The organism is Clostridium sp. J1101437_171009_A5, from assembly GCF_015547905.1.
GTDB lineage: Bacteria > Bacillota > Clostridia > Oscillospirales > Oscillospiraceae > Pseudoflavonifractor_A > Pseudoflavonifractor_A gallinarum.
Genome location: NZ_JADMVY010000001.1, coordinates 357,341 through 370,323, shown reverse-complemented (window position 1 = coordinate 370,323; position 12,983 = coordinate 357,341). Strand labels below are relative to the sequence as shown.

Annotated in this window: 23 protein-coding genes; all 23 read right to left on the bottom strand. The window is 63.5% G+C overall.

The window, feature by feature from the left end; translation table 11 throughout:
• Window positions 1-6: 6 nt before the first annotated feature.
• Window positions 7-720 carry a hypothetical protein gene (locus I2C21_RS01945; RefSeq protein ID WP_195278364.1) on the bottom strand — a complete coding sequence of 238 codons (714 nt, stop codon included), beginning with the start codon at window positions 718-720 and terminating at the stop codon, window positions 7-9.
• A gap of 33 nt (window positions 721-753) precedes the next feature.
• Complete coding sequence (locus tag I2C21_RS01940) at window positions 754-1,125, bottom strand: YfdP family phage-associated protein (protein WP_195278363.1); 372 nt, start codon at window positions 1,123-1,125, stop codon at window positions 754-756.
• Entirely contained in the window at window positions 1,122-1,388 is a 267-nt protein-coding gene (locus I2C21_RS01935; RefSeq protein WP_195278362.1) for a hypothetical protein, read from the bottom strand. Before I2C21_RS01935 ends, I2C21_RS01940 begins: the two co-directional genes overlap by 4 nt.
• Before the next feature lie 13 nt (window positions 1,389-1,401).
• Window positions 1,402-1,770, bottom strand: coding sequence for a hypothetical protein (locus I2C21_RS01930; protein WP_008981445.1), 369 nt, complete (start codon window positions 1,768-1,770; stop codon window positions 1,402-1,404).
• Complete coding sequence (locus I2C21_RS01925; RefSeq protein ID WP_502709450.1) at window positions 1,730-2,191, bottom strand: MT-A70 family methyltransferase; 462 nt, start codon at window positions 2,189-2,191, stop codon at window positions 1,730-1,732. The genes I2C21_RS01930 and I2C21_RS01925 overlap by 41 nt, the downstream gene beginning before the upstream one ends.
• A gap of 165 nt (window positions 2,192-2,356) precedes the next feature.
• Window positions 2,357-2,974 carry a Holliday junction resolvase RecU gene (locus tag I2C21_RS01920; protein WP_195278361.1) on the bottom strand — a complete coding sequence of 206 codons (618 nt, stop codon included), beginning with the start codon at window positions 2,972-2,974 and terminating at the stop codon, window positions 2,357-2,359.
• 5 nt (window positions 2,975-2,979) lie between these two features.
• Window positions 2,980-3,498: a DUF7768 domain-containing protein gene (locus tag I2C21_RS01915; RefSeq protein ID WP_195278360.1), complete on the bottom strand. Its 519-nt coding sequence runs from the start codon at window positions 3,496-3,498 to the stop codon at window positions 2,980-2,982.
• 10 nt (window positions 3,499-3,508) lie between these two features.
• On the bottom strand, window positions 3,509-4,474 hold the full coding sequence (locus tag I2C21_RS01910) for an ATP-binding protein (protein WP_353654762.1): 966 nt from the start codon (window positions 4,472-4,474) through the stop codon (window positions 3,509-3,511).
• Entirely contained in the window at window positions 4,389-5,240 is an 852-nt protein-coding gene (locus tag I2C21_RS01905; RefSeq protein WP_353654761.1) for an LvrA C-terminal domain-related protein, read from the bottom strand. The genes I2C21_RS01910 and I2C21_RS01905 overlap by 86 nt, the downstream gene beginning before the upstream one ends.
• A 74-nt stretch (window positions 5,241-5,314) precedes the next feature.
• A complete protein-coding gene (locus tag I2C21_RS01900; protein ID WP_195278358.1) occupies window positions 5,315-5,737 on the bottom strand; it encodes a single-stranded DNA-binding protein in 423 nt (140 codons plus the stop codon).
• Window positions 5,737-6,528 carry an ERF family protein gene (locus tag I2C21_RS01895; RefSeq protein ID WP_008981453.1) on the bottom strand — a complete coding sequence of 264 codons (792 nt, stop codon included), beginning with the start codon at window positions 6,526-6,528 and terminating at the stop codon, window positions 5,737-5,739. Before I2C21_RS01895 ends, I2C21_RS01900 begins: the two co-directional genes overlap by 1 nt.
• Before the next feature lie 12 nt (window positions 6,529-6,540).
• Window positions 6,541-7,173, bottom strand: coding sequence for a host-nuclease inhibitor Gam family protein (locus I2C21_RS01890; protein ID WP_195278357.1), 633 nt, complete (start codon window positions 7,171-7,173; stop codon window positions 6,541-6,543).
• Window positions 7,170-7,547, bottom strand: a complete 378-nt coding sequence (locus I2C21_RS01885) for a DNA-methyltransferase (RefSeq protein ID WP_329752274.1) — start codon at window positions 7,545-7,547, stop codon at window positions 7,170-7,172. The genes I2C21_RS01890 and I2C21_RS01885 overlap by 4 nt, the downstream gene beginning before the upstream one ends.
• Window positions 7,486-7,854, bottom strand: a complete 369-nt coding sequence (locus I2C21_RS01880; RefSeq protein WP_195278355.1) for a site-specific DNA-methyltransferase — start codon at window positions 7,852-7,854, stop codon at window positions 7,486-7,488. Before I2C21_RS01880 ends, I2C21_RS01885 begins: the two co-directional genes overlap by 62 nt.
• Complete coding sequence (locus I2C21_RS01875) at window positions 7,851-7,997, bottom strand: peptidylprolyl isomerase (protein WP_195278354.1); 147 nt, start codon at window positions 7,995-7,997, stop codon at window positions 7,851-7,853. The genes I2C21_RS01880 and I2C21_RS01875 overlap by 4 nt, the downstream gene beginning before the upstream one ends.
• On the bottom strand, window positions 7,994-8,674 hold the full coding sequence (locus tag I2C21_RS01870; RefSeq protein WP_195278353.1) for a cell wall hydrolase: 681 nt from the start codon (window positions 8,672-8,674) through the stop codon (window positions 7,994-7,996). The genes I2C21_RS01875 and I2C21_RS01870 overlap by 4 nt, the downstream gene beginning before the upstream one ends.
• 12 nt (window positions 8,675-8,686) lie before the next feature.
• The gene (locus I2C21_RS01865) at window positions 8,687-8,950 is read right to left on the bottom strand and encodes a chitinase (RefSeq protein WP_195278352.1); all 264 of its coding nucleotides are present in this window, start codon (window positions 8,948-8,950) and stop codon (window positions 8,687-8,689) included.
• Window positions 8,951-8,954: 4 nt separating this feature from the next.
• Window positions 8,955-9,665 carry a 3'-5' exonuclease gene (locus I2C21_RS01860; protein WP_195278351.1) on the bottom strand — a complete coding sequence of 237 codons (711 nt, stop codon included), beginning with the start codon at window positions 9,663-9,665 and terminating at the stop codon, window positions 8,955-8,957.
• Entirely contained in the window at window positions 9,658-10,362 is a 705-nt protein-coding gene (locus I2C21_RS01855) for a DUF6273 domain-containing protein (RefSeq protein WP_195278350.1), read from the bottom strand. Before I2C21_RS01855 ends, I2C21_RS01860 begins: the two co-directional genes overlap by 8 nt.
• Window positions 10,363-10,533: 171 nt before the next feature.
• Entirely contained in the window at window positions 10,534-11,265 is a 732-nt protein-coding gene (locus I2C21_RS01850) for a hypothetical protein (protein ID WP_195278349.1), read from the bottom strand.
• Complete coding sequence (locus tag I2C21_RS01845; RefSeq protein ID WP_195278348.1) at window positions 11,253-11,639, bottom strand: hypothetical protein; 387 nt, start codon at window positions 11,637-11,639, stop codon at window positions 11,253-11,255. Before I2C21_RS01845 ends, I2C21_RS01850 begins: the two co-directional genes overlap by 13 nt.
• Before the next feature lie 10 nt (window positions 11,640-11,649).
• Complete coding sequence (locus I2C21_RS01840) at window positions 11,650-12,495, bottom strand: hypothetical protein (RefSeq protein WP_195278347.1); 846 nt, start codon at window positions 12,493-12,495, stop codon at window positions 11,650-11,652.
• 198 nt (window positions 12,496-12,693) lie between these two features.
• A complete protein-coding gene (locus I2C21_RS01835) occupies window positions 12,694-12,960 on the bottom strand; it encodes a helix-turn-helix domain-containing protein (RefSeq protein WP_195278346.1) in 267 nt (88 codons plus the stop codon).
• Window positions 12,961-12,983: the final 23 nt, after the last annotated feature.

Here is a 12,983-nt window from a genome sequence, read left to right as displayed (position 1 = left end):
CTCCATTTACTGCATGACGACGACCTTGCCGGCGTCGATCAGATCGCCCATATTCTTCAGGAAGTAGTCGGCGATGTTCTTCTTCGCCTCGAGTTTCCAGATGCCGCCGTCAGCCTCGAAGAAGCCGATCCCCTCGTCGGGATCCACGCGCAGCAGGAACTCGCTCTCGGGCTGCTCCACCTCGAGGAAGGTGCGGAACGGCCGCAGCATGACGCGGGGCTTGATCTCGACGACCGCGTTGAGGGCGACGCCCTGACGTGCCTCGACGGTCTGCGTGACGCCGTTGTCGTTGGTGCTGACGCTGTTCTCGTTGGTCATGCGACTCAGCAGGTCGAGCAGGTAGGCCGTGCCCTCGTTTGGGATGCAGAGGCTCCGCAGCTCGATCAGAGCTACCTCGCGTCCTCTGAAGCCGGTGCGCAGGCCCGGGGCGTCAGCCTTAGCGCGGTAGAGCGTGTTGCGGGAGAAGTCGCTCAGGTAGGTGGTCATCACCTCGACGGTGTCGTTGCTCTTGACCTGCACCATGATGGTCGTGCCGACCTTCTCGAGCTCGGTGCGGATCAGCTTGCAGATGCTATCGAGGCCGCTGACGCTGATGCAGTCGGGGCGGTCAACGTGGGGCGGGATGCGGGTGAGGGATGCGTCGGCGTAGGTCTGGCCGTCGATCTCGAAGATCTTGGTCTCCTTCAGGCTGACGATTTTGTCGATCATTTTTGCGAGCATTGTGTTGTCCTCCTTGTTCTGTGTTGTGGGTGGTTATCCGTGCTGGACGAGTTTCAGGAGCTTCGGTGCCTCCTGCTGCGTGCCGTCCATGTTCATTTGGCCGGGCACCTGCGGCACCATCTCGGCGACGACGAGCTCGCCGTTGCCGTCAGAGGTGACATAGAGGGCCGTGGCGACGGGGTTGGTGGCTGCGAGCGTAGACTTGGCCGTCACTGAGACGCCGATGGTGCGGCGCTCGTCGTCCGGGGTCGGCTCGATGGTGAGGGTGATCTTGCGCTTGGCCGTGGCCTTCGTGTTGGGGTCGAGGATGTTCTGGATCACCTTGTCCATCTCATAGTCGACGCGCTCCTCGAAGGCGCCGCGGGCCATCGACATGATGCTGTCGCGCTGGTTCTGTTCGTTCATGTGGTTGCTCCTTTCTCTTTGTCTCCGGCCGTTCCGTACTTCTCGAGCGTGTCCTTCAGAGCGCCCGCAATACACTCGGCCATGACTGTCGCGGTTTTGGTTTCGCTGCTCTTGGCAGCCTGTTCAATGGCTGCGCGGATCTCGTCGGGCTCATATCCCGTGTTCTCATAGGCGGCGAGCTTCTGGACGAGCACCTCCTTGGTGGCTGCGCTCCAGTAGCCCGTCTTGATGCCGTTGACTCTCTCGTGGGTCAGACGTTCCATGCTGGCCCTCCTCTCAGGTGGCCGATCCGAGCGTCATCTGCTCGGCCTCGGTCGGGTTGTCTGCGTAGGCTGCGGCCGTCTGGCCCGTGGGGCCTGAAGGCTCCGCTCTGGCCCACACGGCCTCGGTGGCGTCCGAGCGGGTGGCCTTACGGCGGCCGACCGTCGTGAGGATCCCGATCTCCTTCAGCTCTGTGAGCCGAGGGGCGACGTAGTTGCGGTTGAAGTACGGGATCCGGCCGGCTGCGACGAGCTCCTCAGTGATCTCGCTGGCCGTGAGCTCACGGTTGCCGAGGGTCTCGAGGATCAGGCGGCAGCGGGCGGCCCGCTTGGGGAGTACGGCGTCATAGCTGCGGCGCCGGGTCTCTTTGGTTGTCTGGTTCATGTGTTTCCTCCTTTCCGGCCAGCTCGACGCTGTCGGCTGGCGCGTCCTTGACTTCAGGCGTCGGCGCTTCGTTGCCCCACACGTCCCATCCCGGGGCAGCCTCTCGGGCGAAAAGCTCGATACGGGGCAGGTCTCCCATCAGCTCGACGATCCTGTCGCGGATTTCGGCCGGCTTTCTGCTGTGCTGCTGGAGCGGGGAGAGGACGATGCTGCGGACGCTGCCGCTGATGCGCTTCGGCTTGCCCTTGGTCGCCAGCAGGCAGATCTCTGAGTTGCTGCGCGTCCAGTTTCCGAGCCCCATGAAGATGCCGGTGCCGTTTCTGTTCTGCTTTACCCAGTTGAAGGCGACGGTCTTGTAGCTGAAGCCCCACGCCTCGATCACGTCGAGGGCCTCGCGGAGCATGGGGAAGGTCGCCCACATGAAAAGCACGCAATCCTCGTTAGCAATACCCCCCCCGCAGCTCCGACGCCCATGCGCTTGATGTCCTCGATGGTCATGGTGTCGTAGTGCTTGGAGGCTGCCGCTCTGGTGCCGCGGTTCTGATAGCTCCACGGAGGATCGGCGTAGATGATGCTGTACTTCTTGTCAGGGAGTGGGATCATGGGCATCCTCCTTTCCAAGCGTTTCCGACTCGATGTCGTGCAGGAACTTGATGAAGCCGGCCGTCGCCGGTACTTCGTAGCGGGAGAGCTCTGCGTGCGTCATGTACTTGCGGCCGTAGATCTCGGCCATGTCGCGCCAGACGGGCCACGGCACGCGGTAGAAGTCCGTCAGGCTCACGGAGACGAGCACGAAGGCGATGGCGCCGAGCTTGTGATGGGCCTCGAGGTCGTCCTGCTGCTCTTGAGTGAGCCGGCGCTGCTCGATGCGCTCGTCGTCGGTGTGCTTGGCCTCGAAGTAGATGCTCCGGCCGCCCTTCAGGGTGCCGCCATAGTCCGGCTGGGCCTGCTTGGTATAGCAGGCGAGGAACTGGCCCTTGCGGTTCTTGGCGCCGAGGGGCTTCATGGGCTCCGGCGTCTTTTCGATCTTGGCGAGGCCGCGGCTGAGGTAGTAGTCGCACGAGGCCGAGATGATATTCTCGAAGTAGCCGCCGGCGACTCTGGCCTGCTTGCCTCGGATCTGCGCCATCATGTGTTTTTCGGCTGCGTAGGGCGTCGGGTCGTTGTAGCCCTCCGCGTTCTTTCTCGGGTCGTACTTCGTCACGGCGTTCAGCCTCCGATCTCGATGTGGACGACCGGATCGGAGATCAGGCGGTCGGCGAGCTCGAGGATGACGCTGCCATCCAGCTCGATGCTGATGGGGCAGTGGTCGAGGTGCTGGTTGCAGACGGCCATCGCCTTGAAGGCGGGCAGGTGCAGCGTCACGCTGCCGATGTCAGGCTTGTCCTCGGGCTCCTCGTCGGGCTTCAGCTCGCTGATGGCCTCGAAGCCGTTGCGGACGGGGATGCCGTGCGCCTTGGCGAGCTCGATCTCCGCGGCCATGCCGGCCGAAGGGTGGTCGATGCCGAAGGCCCACAGCTCGGAGCAGCCGAGCACCAGCTCGCTGCCGATCTTCAGGGCCAGCTCACGCTCCTCGGGGACGTTGTCGTCCATGAACTGCGTGAGATAGATATGCGGGGTGACGGGGATGACGCCCTTCTCCACAGCCGCGTGGCTGTACTCCTTGGCGCGCTGGATGTTGTTCTCGTAGTCCCCGCGGCACGGGGAGCAGATGTAAACCTTTTTCATGTTGTTCCTCCTATCGTGAGCGCCAGCTCTGGCCGGTGAGGGTGATGCCTCTGCACATTTCCATGAGCCGGTCGATGGTGGCCCGGGCCGTCATGCTGTCGTGGCTTTCTCGCGGCGTCATGCGGTCGATCAGGGCCTCGGTGTCGTAGTTGGTGGTCACTATGGTCGGCAGGTATGCCTCATAGCGGCCGTTGATGATGTTGTAGACCGTGGAGATCGCCCACTCGGTCGGCGGTTCCTTGCCGATGTCGTCGATCACGAGGAGTGGGACGGTCTTGTAGATCTTCAGGACGTCGCTCTCGCTGCCGCCGGTCGCGGAGTAGGTGCGCTTGATGCGCTCCAGCAGGTCGATCATCGTCATGCAGATGACCGGCTTGCCTTGCGCGATCAGGTGGTTGGCGATGGCAGCGGCGAGGTGGGTCTTGCCGGTGCCCGGCGGGCCAGCTATGAACAGGCCGTTGCGGCCGGGTTCCTGACGGCCGGGCTGCGGCAGCATGGTGTCGAAGCCTTCAGCGTAGCGCCGGGCGGCTGCCGCTGCGCGCTTGTTGTCGTCGGTGAGCTGGAAGGTGGAGAAGGTGCGCCGCAGGAAACGGTCGCCCATGCCGGACTCGCCGACGATGCGCTTGATGCGTTCCCGCATTTTCTTCTCCTCCTCAGCCTTGGCGGCTGCGGCCTCAGCAGCTTCGCGCTCTGCCTTCTCCTTCTCGTAGGCAGCCACAGCCTCTGGACAGGTGCATCGCTCGGCTCCGTAGGGAGGCCAAAGGATGCGGTTGCCGAGCGGGATGCCCTTGTGGTAGCGCAGGGCGCCGCAGAACTCGCAGGGGACGGGCTCAGGGACTCCGGGACGGCCGGCGAGGCGCTCGTCGTTGCTCCAGATCCAGTTACCGGCGTCACTCGTCGTCGGCCGGCTTGAAGCCCTTGCCCCAGTCTCGGCCGGAGCTGTCGGGCTGTTCAGGATCTCGCTGATTTTCTGCACCTTCGTTCACCTCCTCGTTGTCCCAGTAGCCGCCGTTGAGCCATGTGCTCGGGTTCGGTATGTAGCGCCCGTTCTCCCGGCGCCACTGGTCGCTCCGCTTCTGAGCGTCGACCGCCTGCATGATCCTCTCGTGGAGCTCAGCGGTGGGCTTGATCTTGTTCCACGCCTTCAGAGCGTACTGCTTGCCGGTCTTTTTCGGGTAGGCTTTCCAGAACTCGAGAAATCTGGCCTCGACGAGCGACTTCGTGCCGCCGTCACTCCCCTCGTCAGAGGGGGAAGGGGGTGTATTACCTTCTCTTTTCTTATCTTCTCTACTCTGGTCTACTCTGCCTCCGGCTTTCTTGCGGCTGTTTGCCGGTCGTCCGGCGGTCGGCGTTGGGTCGTCCGGCGAGGCGTCGGCAGACGCCGCAGCAGCGGCCCGGCGACTGCGGGAGCGCTCTTTCTCGGCTTGCCGCTGGTCGATCAGCTTGCCGGCGTACTCGTACCAGTCGTGGATCTCGAGCGTCCCGTCCTCTTTTTCGTCGATCCAGCCCGCCCGGATCAGCGTTTTCGCCAGCTTTTCGGGGTCTCCGTCCCACTGAGCGGCCCGCGAGATCATGCGCGGCGTGATGTCGACGAGGCTGCCGGTCGGGGCGTTGTCGAGGGCCCACAGCCAGAACGAGACGAGCAGCCCCATCATGTGCGGCGGCTCGACTTCGAGCTGGTCAGCAGCGTCGAACAGTTTGCGGTGATCCTTGAGTGTCTGATGCACTTGCAGCCATGCCACGGTCGTCACCTCCTTTCTGTGGTCGTTTGTTTGTGGCCTGCTTTTGGTCGTCTGCTGGTCGTCCGGCGGTCAGGTTAAAATGGAAGGTCGCCATTGTCCTCGATCTCCGTGAAGTCGCCGGAGCCCTCAGAATAGCCCGGATCGGCGAAGTCGCCGCCAGAGCTCTGGCCGCCGTCCTTCTTGCTGTCGCAGAAGTGGACGGAGTCGACCGTGATCTCGACGGCTTTGCGGCGGTTTCCGTCCTTGTCCTCGTAGCTGCGGCTCGTGAGCTCGCCCTCGACGAGGACGAGGCGGCCCTTGCTCAGGTACTTGCAGACGAACTCGGCCTGTGCGCGCCATGCGACGCACTCGATGAAGTTGGTGATCTTCTTGCCGTCCTTGGTCTTGCGGCCGGTGTCGCTGGCGAGGGTGAAGCTTGTGATCGCCGTGCCCTGCTGCGTGTACCTGAGCTCAGGGTCGGCGGTTAGACGGCCTTGGAGGCCGGTGTGGTTATACATTAGGCGTTTCCTCCTTGCTGGTTATGCTGTGCGGCCGCATTGTCGAGGGACGTGCAGATCTCGTCGTACTCTTGGCGGGTCAGGGTGGCCGGATCCTGCTTTTTGTACTTCTCCACGATCCGGGCGTTGGTGCGCTCCTTGGTCATTCCTGCGGCCTCTGCCTTCTTGTAGAGGCGCGCGAGCTGCGCGTCGCTCAGACGGCCGGAGCCCTGCCCCTGACGGCCCTGTGTGGCCTGCTGGCGGCCTCCAGCGCCGGATCCTTTGCCCTGCGCGCCGAAGTCACTGTTGTCGGGGTCGTCCTCGCCTTGGTCAACGGTGAACTTCTCGAAAAGGTAGTATTTCAGGGCGTAGGTGTGGGCCGCGCCCTTGGCCTTGGCGGGGTCATCGTTCCAGCCGACGGCGTGGACGGTGGCCTCGATGGTCTCGTCGTCGTTGTCGAGGTTCAGCCAGCGGATCGTCAGGTCGGCCTCGTAGAGGAACATGAGCTTGTCGCCGTTGCGGGTCTTGGTCTGCATGGTGATCCAGTAGACCGGGTCGCCGTTCTCGGCGTGGCGCGTGGCCTGCTCGCTGATGACGTCGAAGTCGACGCCGAGCTCGTTCATTATGGGGGTGATCTTCTCCCACACGTCGTAGATCTTGGCGTACTTGTAGCTGACGCCGTCGCTGTGCTGCTTCTTTACGATCTCCGGGCAGGCTTTTCGCATTTCGACGAGCTTCTGCCGGAGCGTCAGGCAGGCGGCTTCAGGAGGGGCCGCAGCAGCGGCCGCCTCGGTTTTCTTGGTTTCTGCCATATCGGTGCCTCCTTACACGTCGACCGTGAAGATGCCCGGGGTCTCGTAGACGGTGACGCCCTCCACGATCTCGCCGGTCTCGGTCAGGGTTGCGATGTCGCCGGTGTAGCTGAGCAGCTTCTTTAGGTCGGCCCAGCGGGTCGACTCCTCGACCTTTACGAGCTCGCCGTAGCCGTTGGCCTTGAGCCATGGCACCAGCTTGGTCTCGTCGAGCTTGGTCTTGGTGGTGCCCTTCTTGAAGGTCAGGGTGCCAGAGAGGAGGCGGTACTTCTCCGTCGTTTTGGTCTCCTTGTGGGGGACGGTGGCGAAGAAGTCAGCCAGACAGCTCGTGAGGTACGAGGTGCCGTTCTCCATGCGCTTGCGGGCGGCCGCTACTTTCTCGTTGATGGCCGCGATCTGCTCGTCGGCCAGTGCCTTCAGGCGGTCGTACTCGCTGCGCTCGTCGGCGATCTTGCGGATGGCCCAGTCGGCGCAGCTGTCGTCGGTAATGCGGAACGGGGCGCGCTCGCCCTCTGCGACGGTGCCGAGGTCGACCTGCTCCAGCTCGTCCAGCGTGGCAGCAGGCAGCAGCTCGGGCTCCTGTGTGGTGGTGGCCTCGACGTCTGCCTGCTCGGCAGCGAGGGCCGCGGTGGTCTTATCGCTCATGTTGTTTCTCCTTTCTGATGGTGCTCGGCGGCTCTGGCGGCCGCGAGCTTGCTGTATTGTTCGTCTATCTCGATCCCGATGTACTGCCGGCCGGTTTTCGCGGCCGCAGCCAGCGTGGAGCCGCTGCCGGCGAAGGGATCGAGGATCAGGGCGCCGGGGATGGTGGTAGCTTCGATGAGCTGCTCCAGCAGCGCCACGGGCTTCTCGTTGGGGTGGGTGAGGCTCTGGTTTCCGACCTTGGCGCAGGCGATCAAGTCGTCCGGCCGTTTTCCCGGGAGCTCGTAGCGTCCCTTGGTTGCGAAGATGATGGCCTCATATCGCGGGGCAAAAGATCCTTTCAAGTCTCCCATGCCGTGCGCCTTTTTGTCCCACACGATGACCGACTTGACCGTCAGGCCAGCGAGACGCAGCGCGTCGATGAATACCTGCTGAACGTCCCAGCGGGTAAAACAGAGTACCCCCCCCCCCGCGTTTCACGACTCTGGCGGCATCATAGATCCACCAGATAAACGGGGCCTTGTCGTTGGCGATTTTTGCGAGACGGCTGGCCTTTTCTTTTCGGCCGCTTTGGTAGTCGATACCGTAGGGCGGGTCAGTGATGACCATGTCGACGCTGTCGGCCTCCATGTCACGCAGCACGGTCAGGCTGTCGCCGGTGATGACGGTGTTGGCTTGGATCATTTTTCAGCAGCCTCCTTTCTCTCGGTGACGTTGAAGGTGAGCATCACGCCGCAGGTGACAGGGGTGACGCTCTCGAGCTCGAGGTCGCGGCCGCTGCGGAGGTGCAGGGTCTCGCCCGGCTTCATTTCGGTGAGGTGTTTCATCTGGTACTCCTTTCTGCAAAGAAACGGTGCCCGCCTTCCTCGATGACGAAGATCTGGCTCTCGTGGAAGTCGCTGGTTACGAGGGCGGGGTTGTAGAAGTAGAGGATCGGCTCGTCCACGACGGTCTCGCCTCGGTCAAACACGGCCGCGACGGCGTCCTTGACGCGCTGCGTGGGATCCGGCCGGCTCTTGGTGTAGCTGTAAAGGACGACGGCCTCAGAGGGGTCGACGCCGCGCTTCTCGGCTGCGTTGAGGATGCACTGAGCGACGAGCATCTGGCCCTCGAAGGACTCCCCGCCGGCCTCGGCCATGACCACGCGCTCGACGACGTCGCGCTCGGCGTCGGTCAGAGGGTAGCGCGCGGCGGGCTCGGTCGGCTCCACGGTCTCAGCGGCCGGGGCGGTGGTGTCCGGGATGTATGCGCCGACGGTGGTGGTCGGCGGCAGGATGTTGGTCTCCTGCTTGCTGCCGGTCGGGGTGGTGAAGATTGCCACAGAGATGCCGCCCAGCAGAAGGACGGCAGCGGCCAGCGTGGCAGCTCTCAGGGCTTTCCTCTTGGCACGGCGGCGCCGGCGTGTTATACTTGCGGTGCGGGATCCGTATGCTGGCAGGCTGCTGGATCTTCTCGCATGGGTCGCCCGGTCGCAACGGGCGGCCCTTTCTTTTGTGGTTTCCATTGGTTTCTCCTTTCACTGAGCCCGTGCGACGGTCAGATCACAGAGGGTGTGAGTGAGGTCGCTGAACTCGGTCTCTCGGACGGTGTCAGCGGTCAGCGGCACGAGGTAGTCGTTGTCGTAGTAGTCGATCTCGGGGCGCCGCTGCCGGTTTACTTCGTTTTTGTGGCGGGCGTAGGGCTCGGCACGGTTCCAGACGTCGTCAGGGATCCAGCGGTCGAGGCGATCCTCGACGCGCTCGCGCAGCTCCTCGCTCGTGATCGTGATCTCCGGGCTCATGCTGTCACCTCCGCGCCACGCGGGCCGGGAGCGTCTGCTCCGGGCGAGTCAGGCCCTTGCTGAAGCTCTGCGGCTCATATCTGACGCCCACGATCCGGCGGCCGCTGACGCCGTACTTGGGGTTGTAGCCGAACAGGTTGACGTAGCTGCCGAGATCCTCACGCTCGTCGTCCATCGCCTTCAGCACCTCGAACAGGGCCAGCACGTCGTCGATGGCGCGATGGCTGTTCTGCACCTTGCCGGTTAGGTCGTAGGCGATGATCGCGTTGGCGAGCTTGTGCGGGTAGGCCCTGCGGTCTTTGTAGACCGTCAGGCTGTCCAGCCAGTCGATCCGGCCGACCTTCTGGCCGCGAAGCAGGCCGCGGAGGAAACAGGCGTCAAACTGCGCATTGTGGGCGATCATCAGGGTCGGGCCGTTCTGCATGAGCTTGGCGATCTGGCTGGCCGCCTTGGCAGGCTGCACGCCCTCGGTCTGGAGCCGCTCGTCGGTGATGCCGGTCAGGCTGACGATGTTCTCCGGGAGGGTCTCGCCCTCGGGCAGCTTGATGAAGGTGTCCATCTTGCCGGCGATCCGCAGGCCGCCGATGGCCGTGTGCTCCACGCGCAGGGCGGCGAGCTCGATGATCTGGTCGTTGTCGAAGTCGAGGCCGCTGGTCTCGGTATCAAACACGACGAGGGCCTTGTAGCGGTCGAACAGGGTGGAGAGGTTACTCATGCCGGGCCTCCTTCTCGCGGGTAGCTCTCAGGGTGCCGAGCATAAACGAGAGGGCCGTGGTCAGTTGATCCTCGGTGGCGAAGGTGCCGCCGTACTGCTCGGCCAGCGCCGCGATGATCTCGCCGGCGTGCTCCGGCGTGACGTCGTCGGTGGCTTCGTCGTCCTCGATGGAGATCAGGAGATCGGAGTCCAGATAACAAGCGGGGCGCAGGCCGTAGTAGCCGTAGTAGGCGATGTTCCAGTACAGCGTGCCATCGTTCCAGACGCCGCGGGCGAGTGACTCGTAGCCGTTAGACTTCGTGCTGAAGGCGGTGGACAGCCACCACCAGTCGTCTGCATTTGGGATGACGTCGCGGTTGCGCCGGTACTGGTCGACCGTCAGCAGGAAGATGGTGACGGTGCAGGTGCCGTAGTCCTTCAGGCCGTCGTCGGTGGTCAGGTCGAGCTCCGTGGTCAGGAAGGCGTTGGGGCCGTTCACGTCCTCGAGCAGGTTGTCGAGGTAGGCGCCGTTGAGGTATTCCTTGCTGCTGGCGACGGCGAAGTTGTTGCAGTTGCCCTCGTCAAAGGCTCGGGTCTCGATGATGTCCTTGCTCAGGCAGAGGGCGCGGCCGTCATCATTCTCCAGCAGGATCCAGCTCTGGCCGGCATAGTCGAAGGCCGTGCTGCGGGCGGCGTTCTTGAGTGCGATCTTTTTCATGGGGTTGCTCCTTTCGTTCTCTGCGGCCGAGCCTTCTGGCTGGCCTGAATGTTTGGCAGGGTCTCGCCGGCGCGGAGCCGGCTCTCACAGTGCGGGCAGATGTAGCCGGTGCGGGGATCTTCTGGTAGATGCTGACGTTCCAGTCGAGCCCGCAGCCGACGCACTTGGCTGTCATGGGCCTCCACCTCCTTCCGCAGCCAGAGCCTCGAAAACATAGCGCCGGATGCGGTTGCGGTACTTCTTCCGGGTTCTGGCTTTCTTTGCGTGAGCTGCGAGGTGCAGCCACTTCGGCGGCACTCCGATGGCCTTGGCCGATACCTTCCAGAGCTTTTTGAGGGCAGAGAGCACGGCGTTGATGACCGGCTTCAGGGCCTCGGCCAGCTTGGCGGCGATTTCCCGCAGCGCGTCGGCCAGCTTCTCGAAGGCTTCGCGGGCCTGCTGCATCTTCTCGTGATCGGCGAGCGTCATGCTGCCGTCGTAGACGTAGGGGCTCAGCTCGTCATCGCCGCCGTCGGCCAGACGCTCACAGAACGGGAGGCCGGCAGCTTCGGCAGCCTTGCGGCCCTCCTCGAGGGCGTCCCGGCCTTGCGTGACTTCGCAATAGTCCGCGAGGCGGTTGCGGCCGCCTTCGTAGTGCCAGCGGATCCCGGCGGCGATCTCGTCGATGGTCATGTCCTCACCGAAGTGGCCGCAGTAGTAGCCGTTGACGATGACGGCGTCCGGGTCTGCCTTCAGGATCCCGATGGCCTCGTTGAGGTCGTCAGTCTCCCACTCGCCGTTCCAGATGTCGCTCCAGATCGTCAGGGCGTTCCACGAGCGGCCGGTGCGATACACGATTGTCCAGCCGATGCCGTCGCGGATCTCCGGGGCGAAGTCTCGGGCGATGTCTCTCAGTGCTGCCATGCTGGCGCCTCCTCTCTGGTGATGTGCACGACGGTGACGAGGTCGTCGATCTCGTGCTTGGTGGTGTATGTGTCCCGCTCGTCGAGCCCGATGTGCCGTAGCAGCGTCTCGGGCCCATCCAGCAGGAAGGCGGTGACGGCCACGGCGTTCAGCCGGTAGACCGTGACCTCCACGGTGCAGCGGGTGCCGTCCTCGTCCAGCGTGGACGGGAACGAGGCCCGACAAATGGGGCTCGCTTCGTATCTGAAGGCGGTCGCGCGGTTCTCTCCGGCGATGATGTCCTTCACGAACTCCTCGAAGGCTTTGCGAGGGATCGAGCTGCGGTACTTGTCCAGCGTGGCGTCGGCGAGCTGCTGGATGGCTTTGGTGTTCATGCTTTTCACCTCACTTTATCTCGTGGATCAGCGTCCTGAAGTGGAAGCACTGGATGTTGTAGCCGCCGGCGCCGATGGTCTGGATCTTTGCCTTGCCCTCCGTGCCGACGATGATGCCGTTGATGTCGCCCTCGGGGCCGATGTAGAGGGCGGCCGCGTCGGTGATGGTTCCGACCGTGCTCATAATGCGGCCGATCAGGTCAAGCAGCTTGGCCCGCTTTTCTTCGTCCATCGTCTTTTCGAGCCACGCCTCGCGCTCGTCCTCGTCGCGGATCTCCAGCAGCCTGAGCGTGATCTGGTCGCCTGCTTCGTGGAGCTTCTTCTGGATCTGGTGGTATTCCAGACCGCGCTCACTCAGGAAGGCGTCGACGTCACGACGCGGCCAGAGGTTTGCGAGGTCGTAGTCGGTCAGCTCGCGGCCCTTGTAGAGCTCGCGGTACTTCTCGAGAGAGGGGAGTGTCTGAAGCGCCTCCAGCCGGGCGGCCCGTTCCTTTGCCTTCAGATCCTTGCGGTACTCGATGACGTCGATCCGTCTCTGGCGGTAGTAGGCGATTGCGTGCTGCTTCCAGTTTTCGAGGAAGTCCTTCAGGATCTCCGGCGCGTTGGCCTCGAGATAGTCGTCGGCGGTGATGCGCTCGTCGAGTTTCTCCTTCCAGTTGTTGAGGATCTTCTCAGCCTCCTCGAGCTTTCTCTTTGCGCTCTCGATGTCGTCCTTTTTGATGCTGATGTCGAACTCGTCGGCGCCCTTCTGGATCAGTTTGGCGAGCTGCTCCCGGTGTTTCTTTAAGACGGCCTTACGCTTGGCGACCTTCGCCTCTGCGTTGATGACCTTCTCTCTGAGGTCGTTCTGAGTCATGTGTCTGCTCCTTTCATCTTGGCCCGGCCTCGGCCGGGGTGCTTGGCTTGGCTCCCTGAAAACGAAAAACACGGCCGCCGGCGGCGATCAGGAAGCAGCGCGGGCGCGCAGCTTGTCCATCTTCAGCGTCGGGGTCGTGTTCGTCTGTCTCATGGGGCCATCTCCTTTCTTCGGCCCGGCGGCGCCGGGTGTTCTTGGCTACTGTGCGTGGATTGCGACCGCTTTCTTGCCTCTGCGCTTGAAGCTCTCACGGAGCCGCCTCTCGGCGAGCTCTGCGCTGTACCCTTCGCGCTGGTTGGCGTCCAGCGCGCCGGTCGCGCCTCGCTGGAGCTCCTTGTAGATCGTGGTGTGGTGGACGCTCAGGCGGGCCGCGATGTCGACCGGCCGATCTCCGAGCAGATGCCACGCCTCGATCTTCTTCCTGTCCTCGAAGGTCAGGTAGCGGTATTTTCCCGTCGGTCTCACCTCCGTCTTTTGGGGTCGATATA

What these genes read in the sequence shown, in the direction of transcription:
- I2C21_RS01900 (WP_195278358.1), bottom strand. Translation starts at nt 5,737, where the DNA reads ATGTATAACCACACCGGCCTCCAAGGCCGTCTAACCGCCGACCCTGAG.
- I2C21_RS01945 (WP_195278364.1), bottom strand. Translation starts at nt 720, where the DNA reads ATGCTCGCAAAAATGATCGACAAAATCGTCAGCCTGAAGGAGACCAAG.
- I2C21_RS01930 (WP_008981445.1), bottom strand. Translation starts at nt 1,770, where the DNA reads ATGAACCAGACAACCAAAGAGACCCGGCGCCGCAGCTATGACGCCGTA.
- I2C21_RS01865 (WP_195278352.1), bottom strand. Translation starts at nt 8,950, where the DNA reads ATGAGCCCGGAGATCACGATCACGAGCGAGGAGCTGCGCGAGCGCGTC.
- I2C21_RS01855 (WP_195278350.1), bottom strand. Translation starts at nt 10,362, where the DNA reads ATGAAAAAGATCGCACTCAAGAACGCCGCCCGCAGCACGGCCTTCGAC.
- I2C21_RS01875 (WP_195278354.1), bottom strand. Translation starts at nt 7,997, where the DNA reads ATGAAACACCTCACCGAAATGAAGCCGGGCGAGACCCTGCACCTCCGC.
- I2C21_RS01935 (WP_195278362.1), bottom strand. Translation starts at nt 1,388, where the DNA reads ATGGAACGTCTGACCCACGAGAGAGTCAACGGCATCAAGACGGGCTAC.
- I2C21_RS01845 (WP_195278348.1), bottom strand. Translation starts at nt 11,639, where the DNA reads ATGAACACCAAAGCCATCCAGCAGCTCGCCGACGCCACGCTGGACAAG.
- I2C21_RS01915 (WP_195278360.1), bottom strand. Translation starts at nt 3,498, where the DNA reads ATGAAAAAGGTTTACATCTGCTCCCCGTGCCGCGGGGACTACGAGAAC.
- I2C21_RS01895 (WP_008981453.1), bottom strand. Translation starts at nt 6,528, where the DNA reads ATGGCAGAAACCAAGAAAACCGAGGCGGCCGCTGCTGCGGCCCCTCCT.
- I2C21_RS01940 (WP_195278363.1), bottom strand. Translation starts at nt 1,125, where the DNA reads ATGAACGAACAGAACCAGCGCGACAGCATCATGTCGATGGCCCGCGGC.
- I2C21_RS01870 (WP_195278353.1), bottom strand. Translation starts at nt 8,674, where the DNA reads ATGGAAACCACAAAAGAAAGGGCCGCCCGTTGCGACCGGGCGACCCAT.
- I2C21_RS01890 (WP_195278357.1), bottom strand. Translation starts at nt 7,173, where the DNA reads ATGAGCGATAAGACCACCGCGGCCCTCGCTGCCGAGCAGGCAGACGTC.
- I2C21_RS01925 (WP_502709450.1), bottom strand. Translation starts at nt 2,191, where the DNA reads ATGTGGGCGACCTTCCCCATGCTCCGCGAGGCCCTCGACGTGATCGAG.
- I2C21_RS01880 (WP_195278355.1), bottom strand. Translation starts at nt 7,854, where the DNA reads ATGATCCAAGCCAACACCGTCATCACCGGCGACAGCCTGACCGTGCTG.
- I2C21_RS01860 (WP_195278351.1), bottom strand. Translation starts at nt 9,665, where the DNA reads ATGAGTAACCTCTCCACCCTGTTCGACCGCTACAAGGCCCTCGTCGTG.
- I2C21_RS01840 (WP_195278347.1), bottom strand. Translation starts at nt 12,495, where the DNA reads ATGACTCAGAACGACCTCAGAGAGAAGGTCATCAACGCAGAGGCGAAG.
- I2C21_RS01850 (WP_195278349.1), bottom strand. Translation starts at nt 11,265, where the DNA reads ATGGCAGCACTGAGAGACATCGCCCGAGACTTCGCCCCGGAGATCCGC.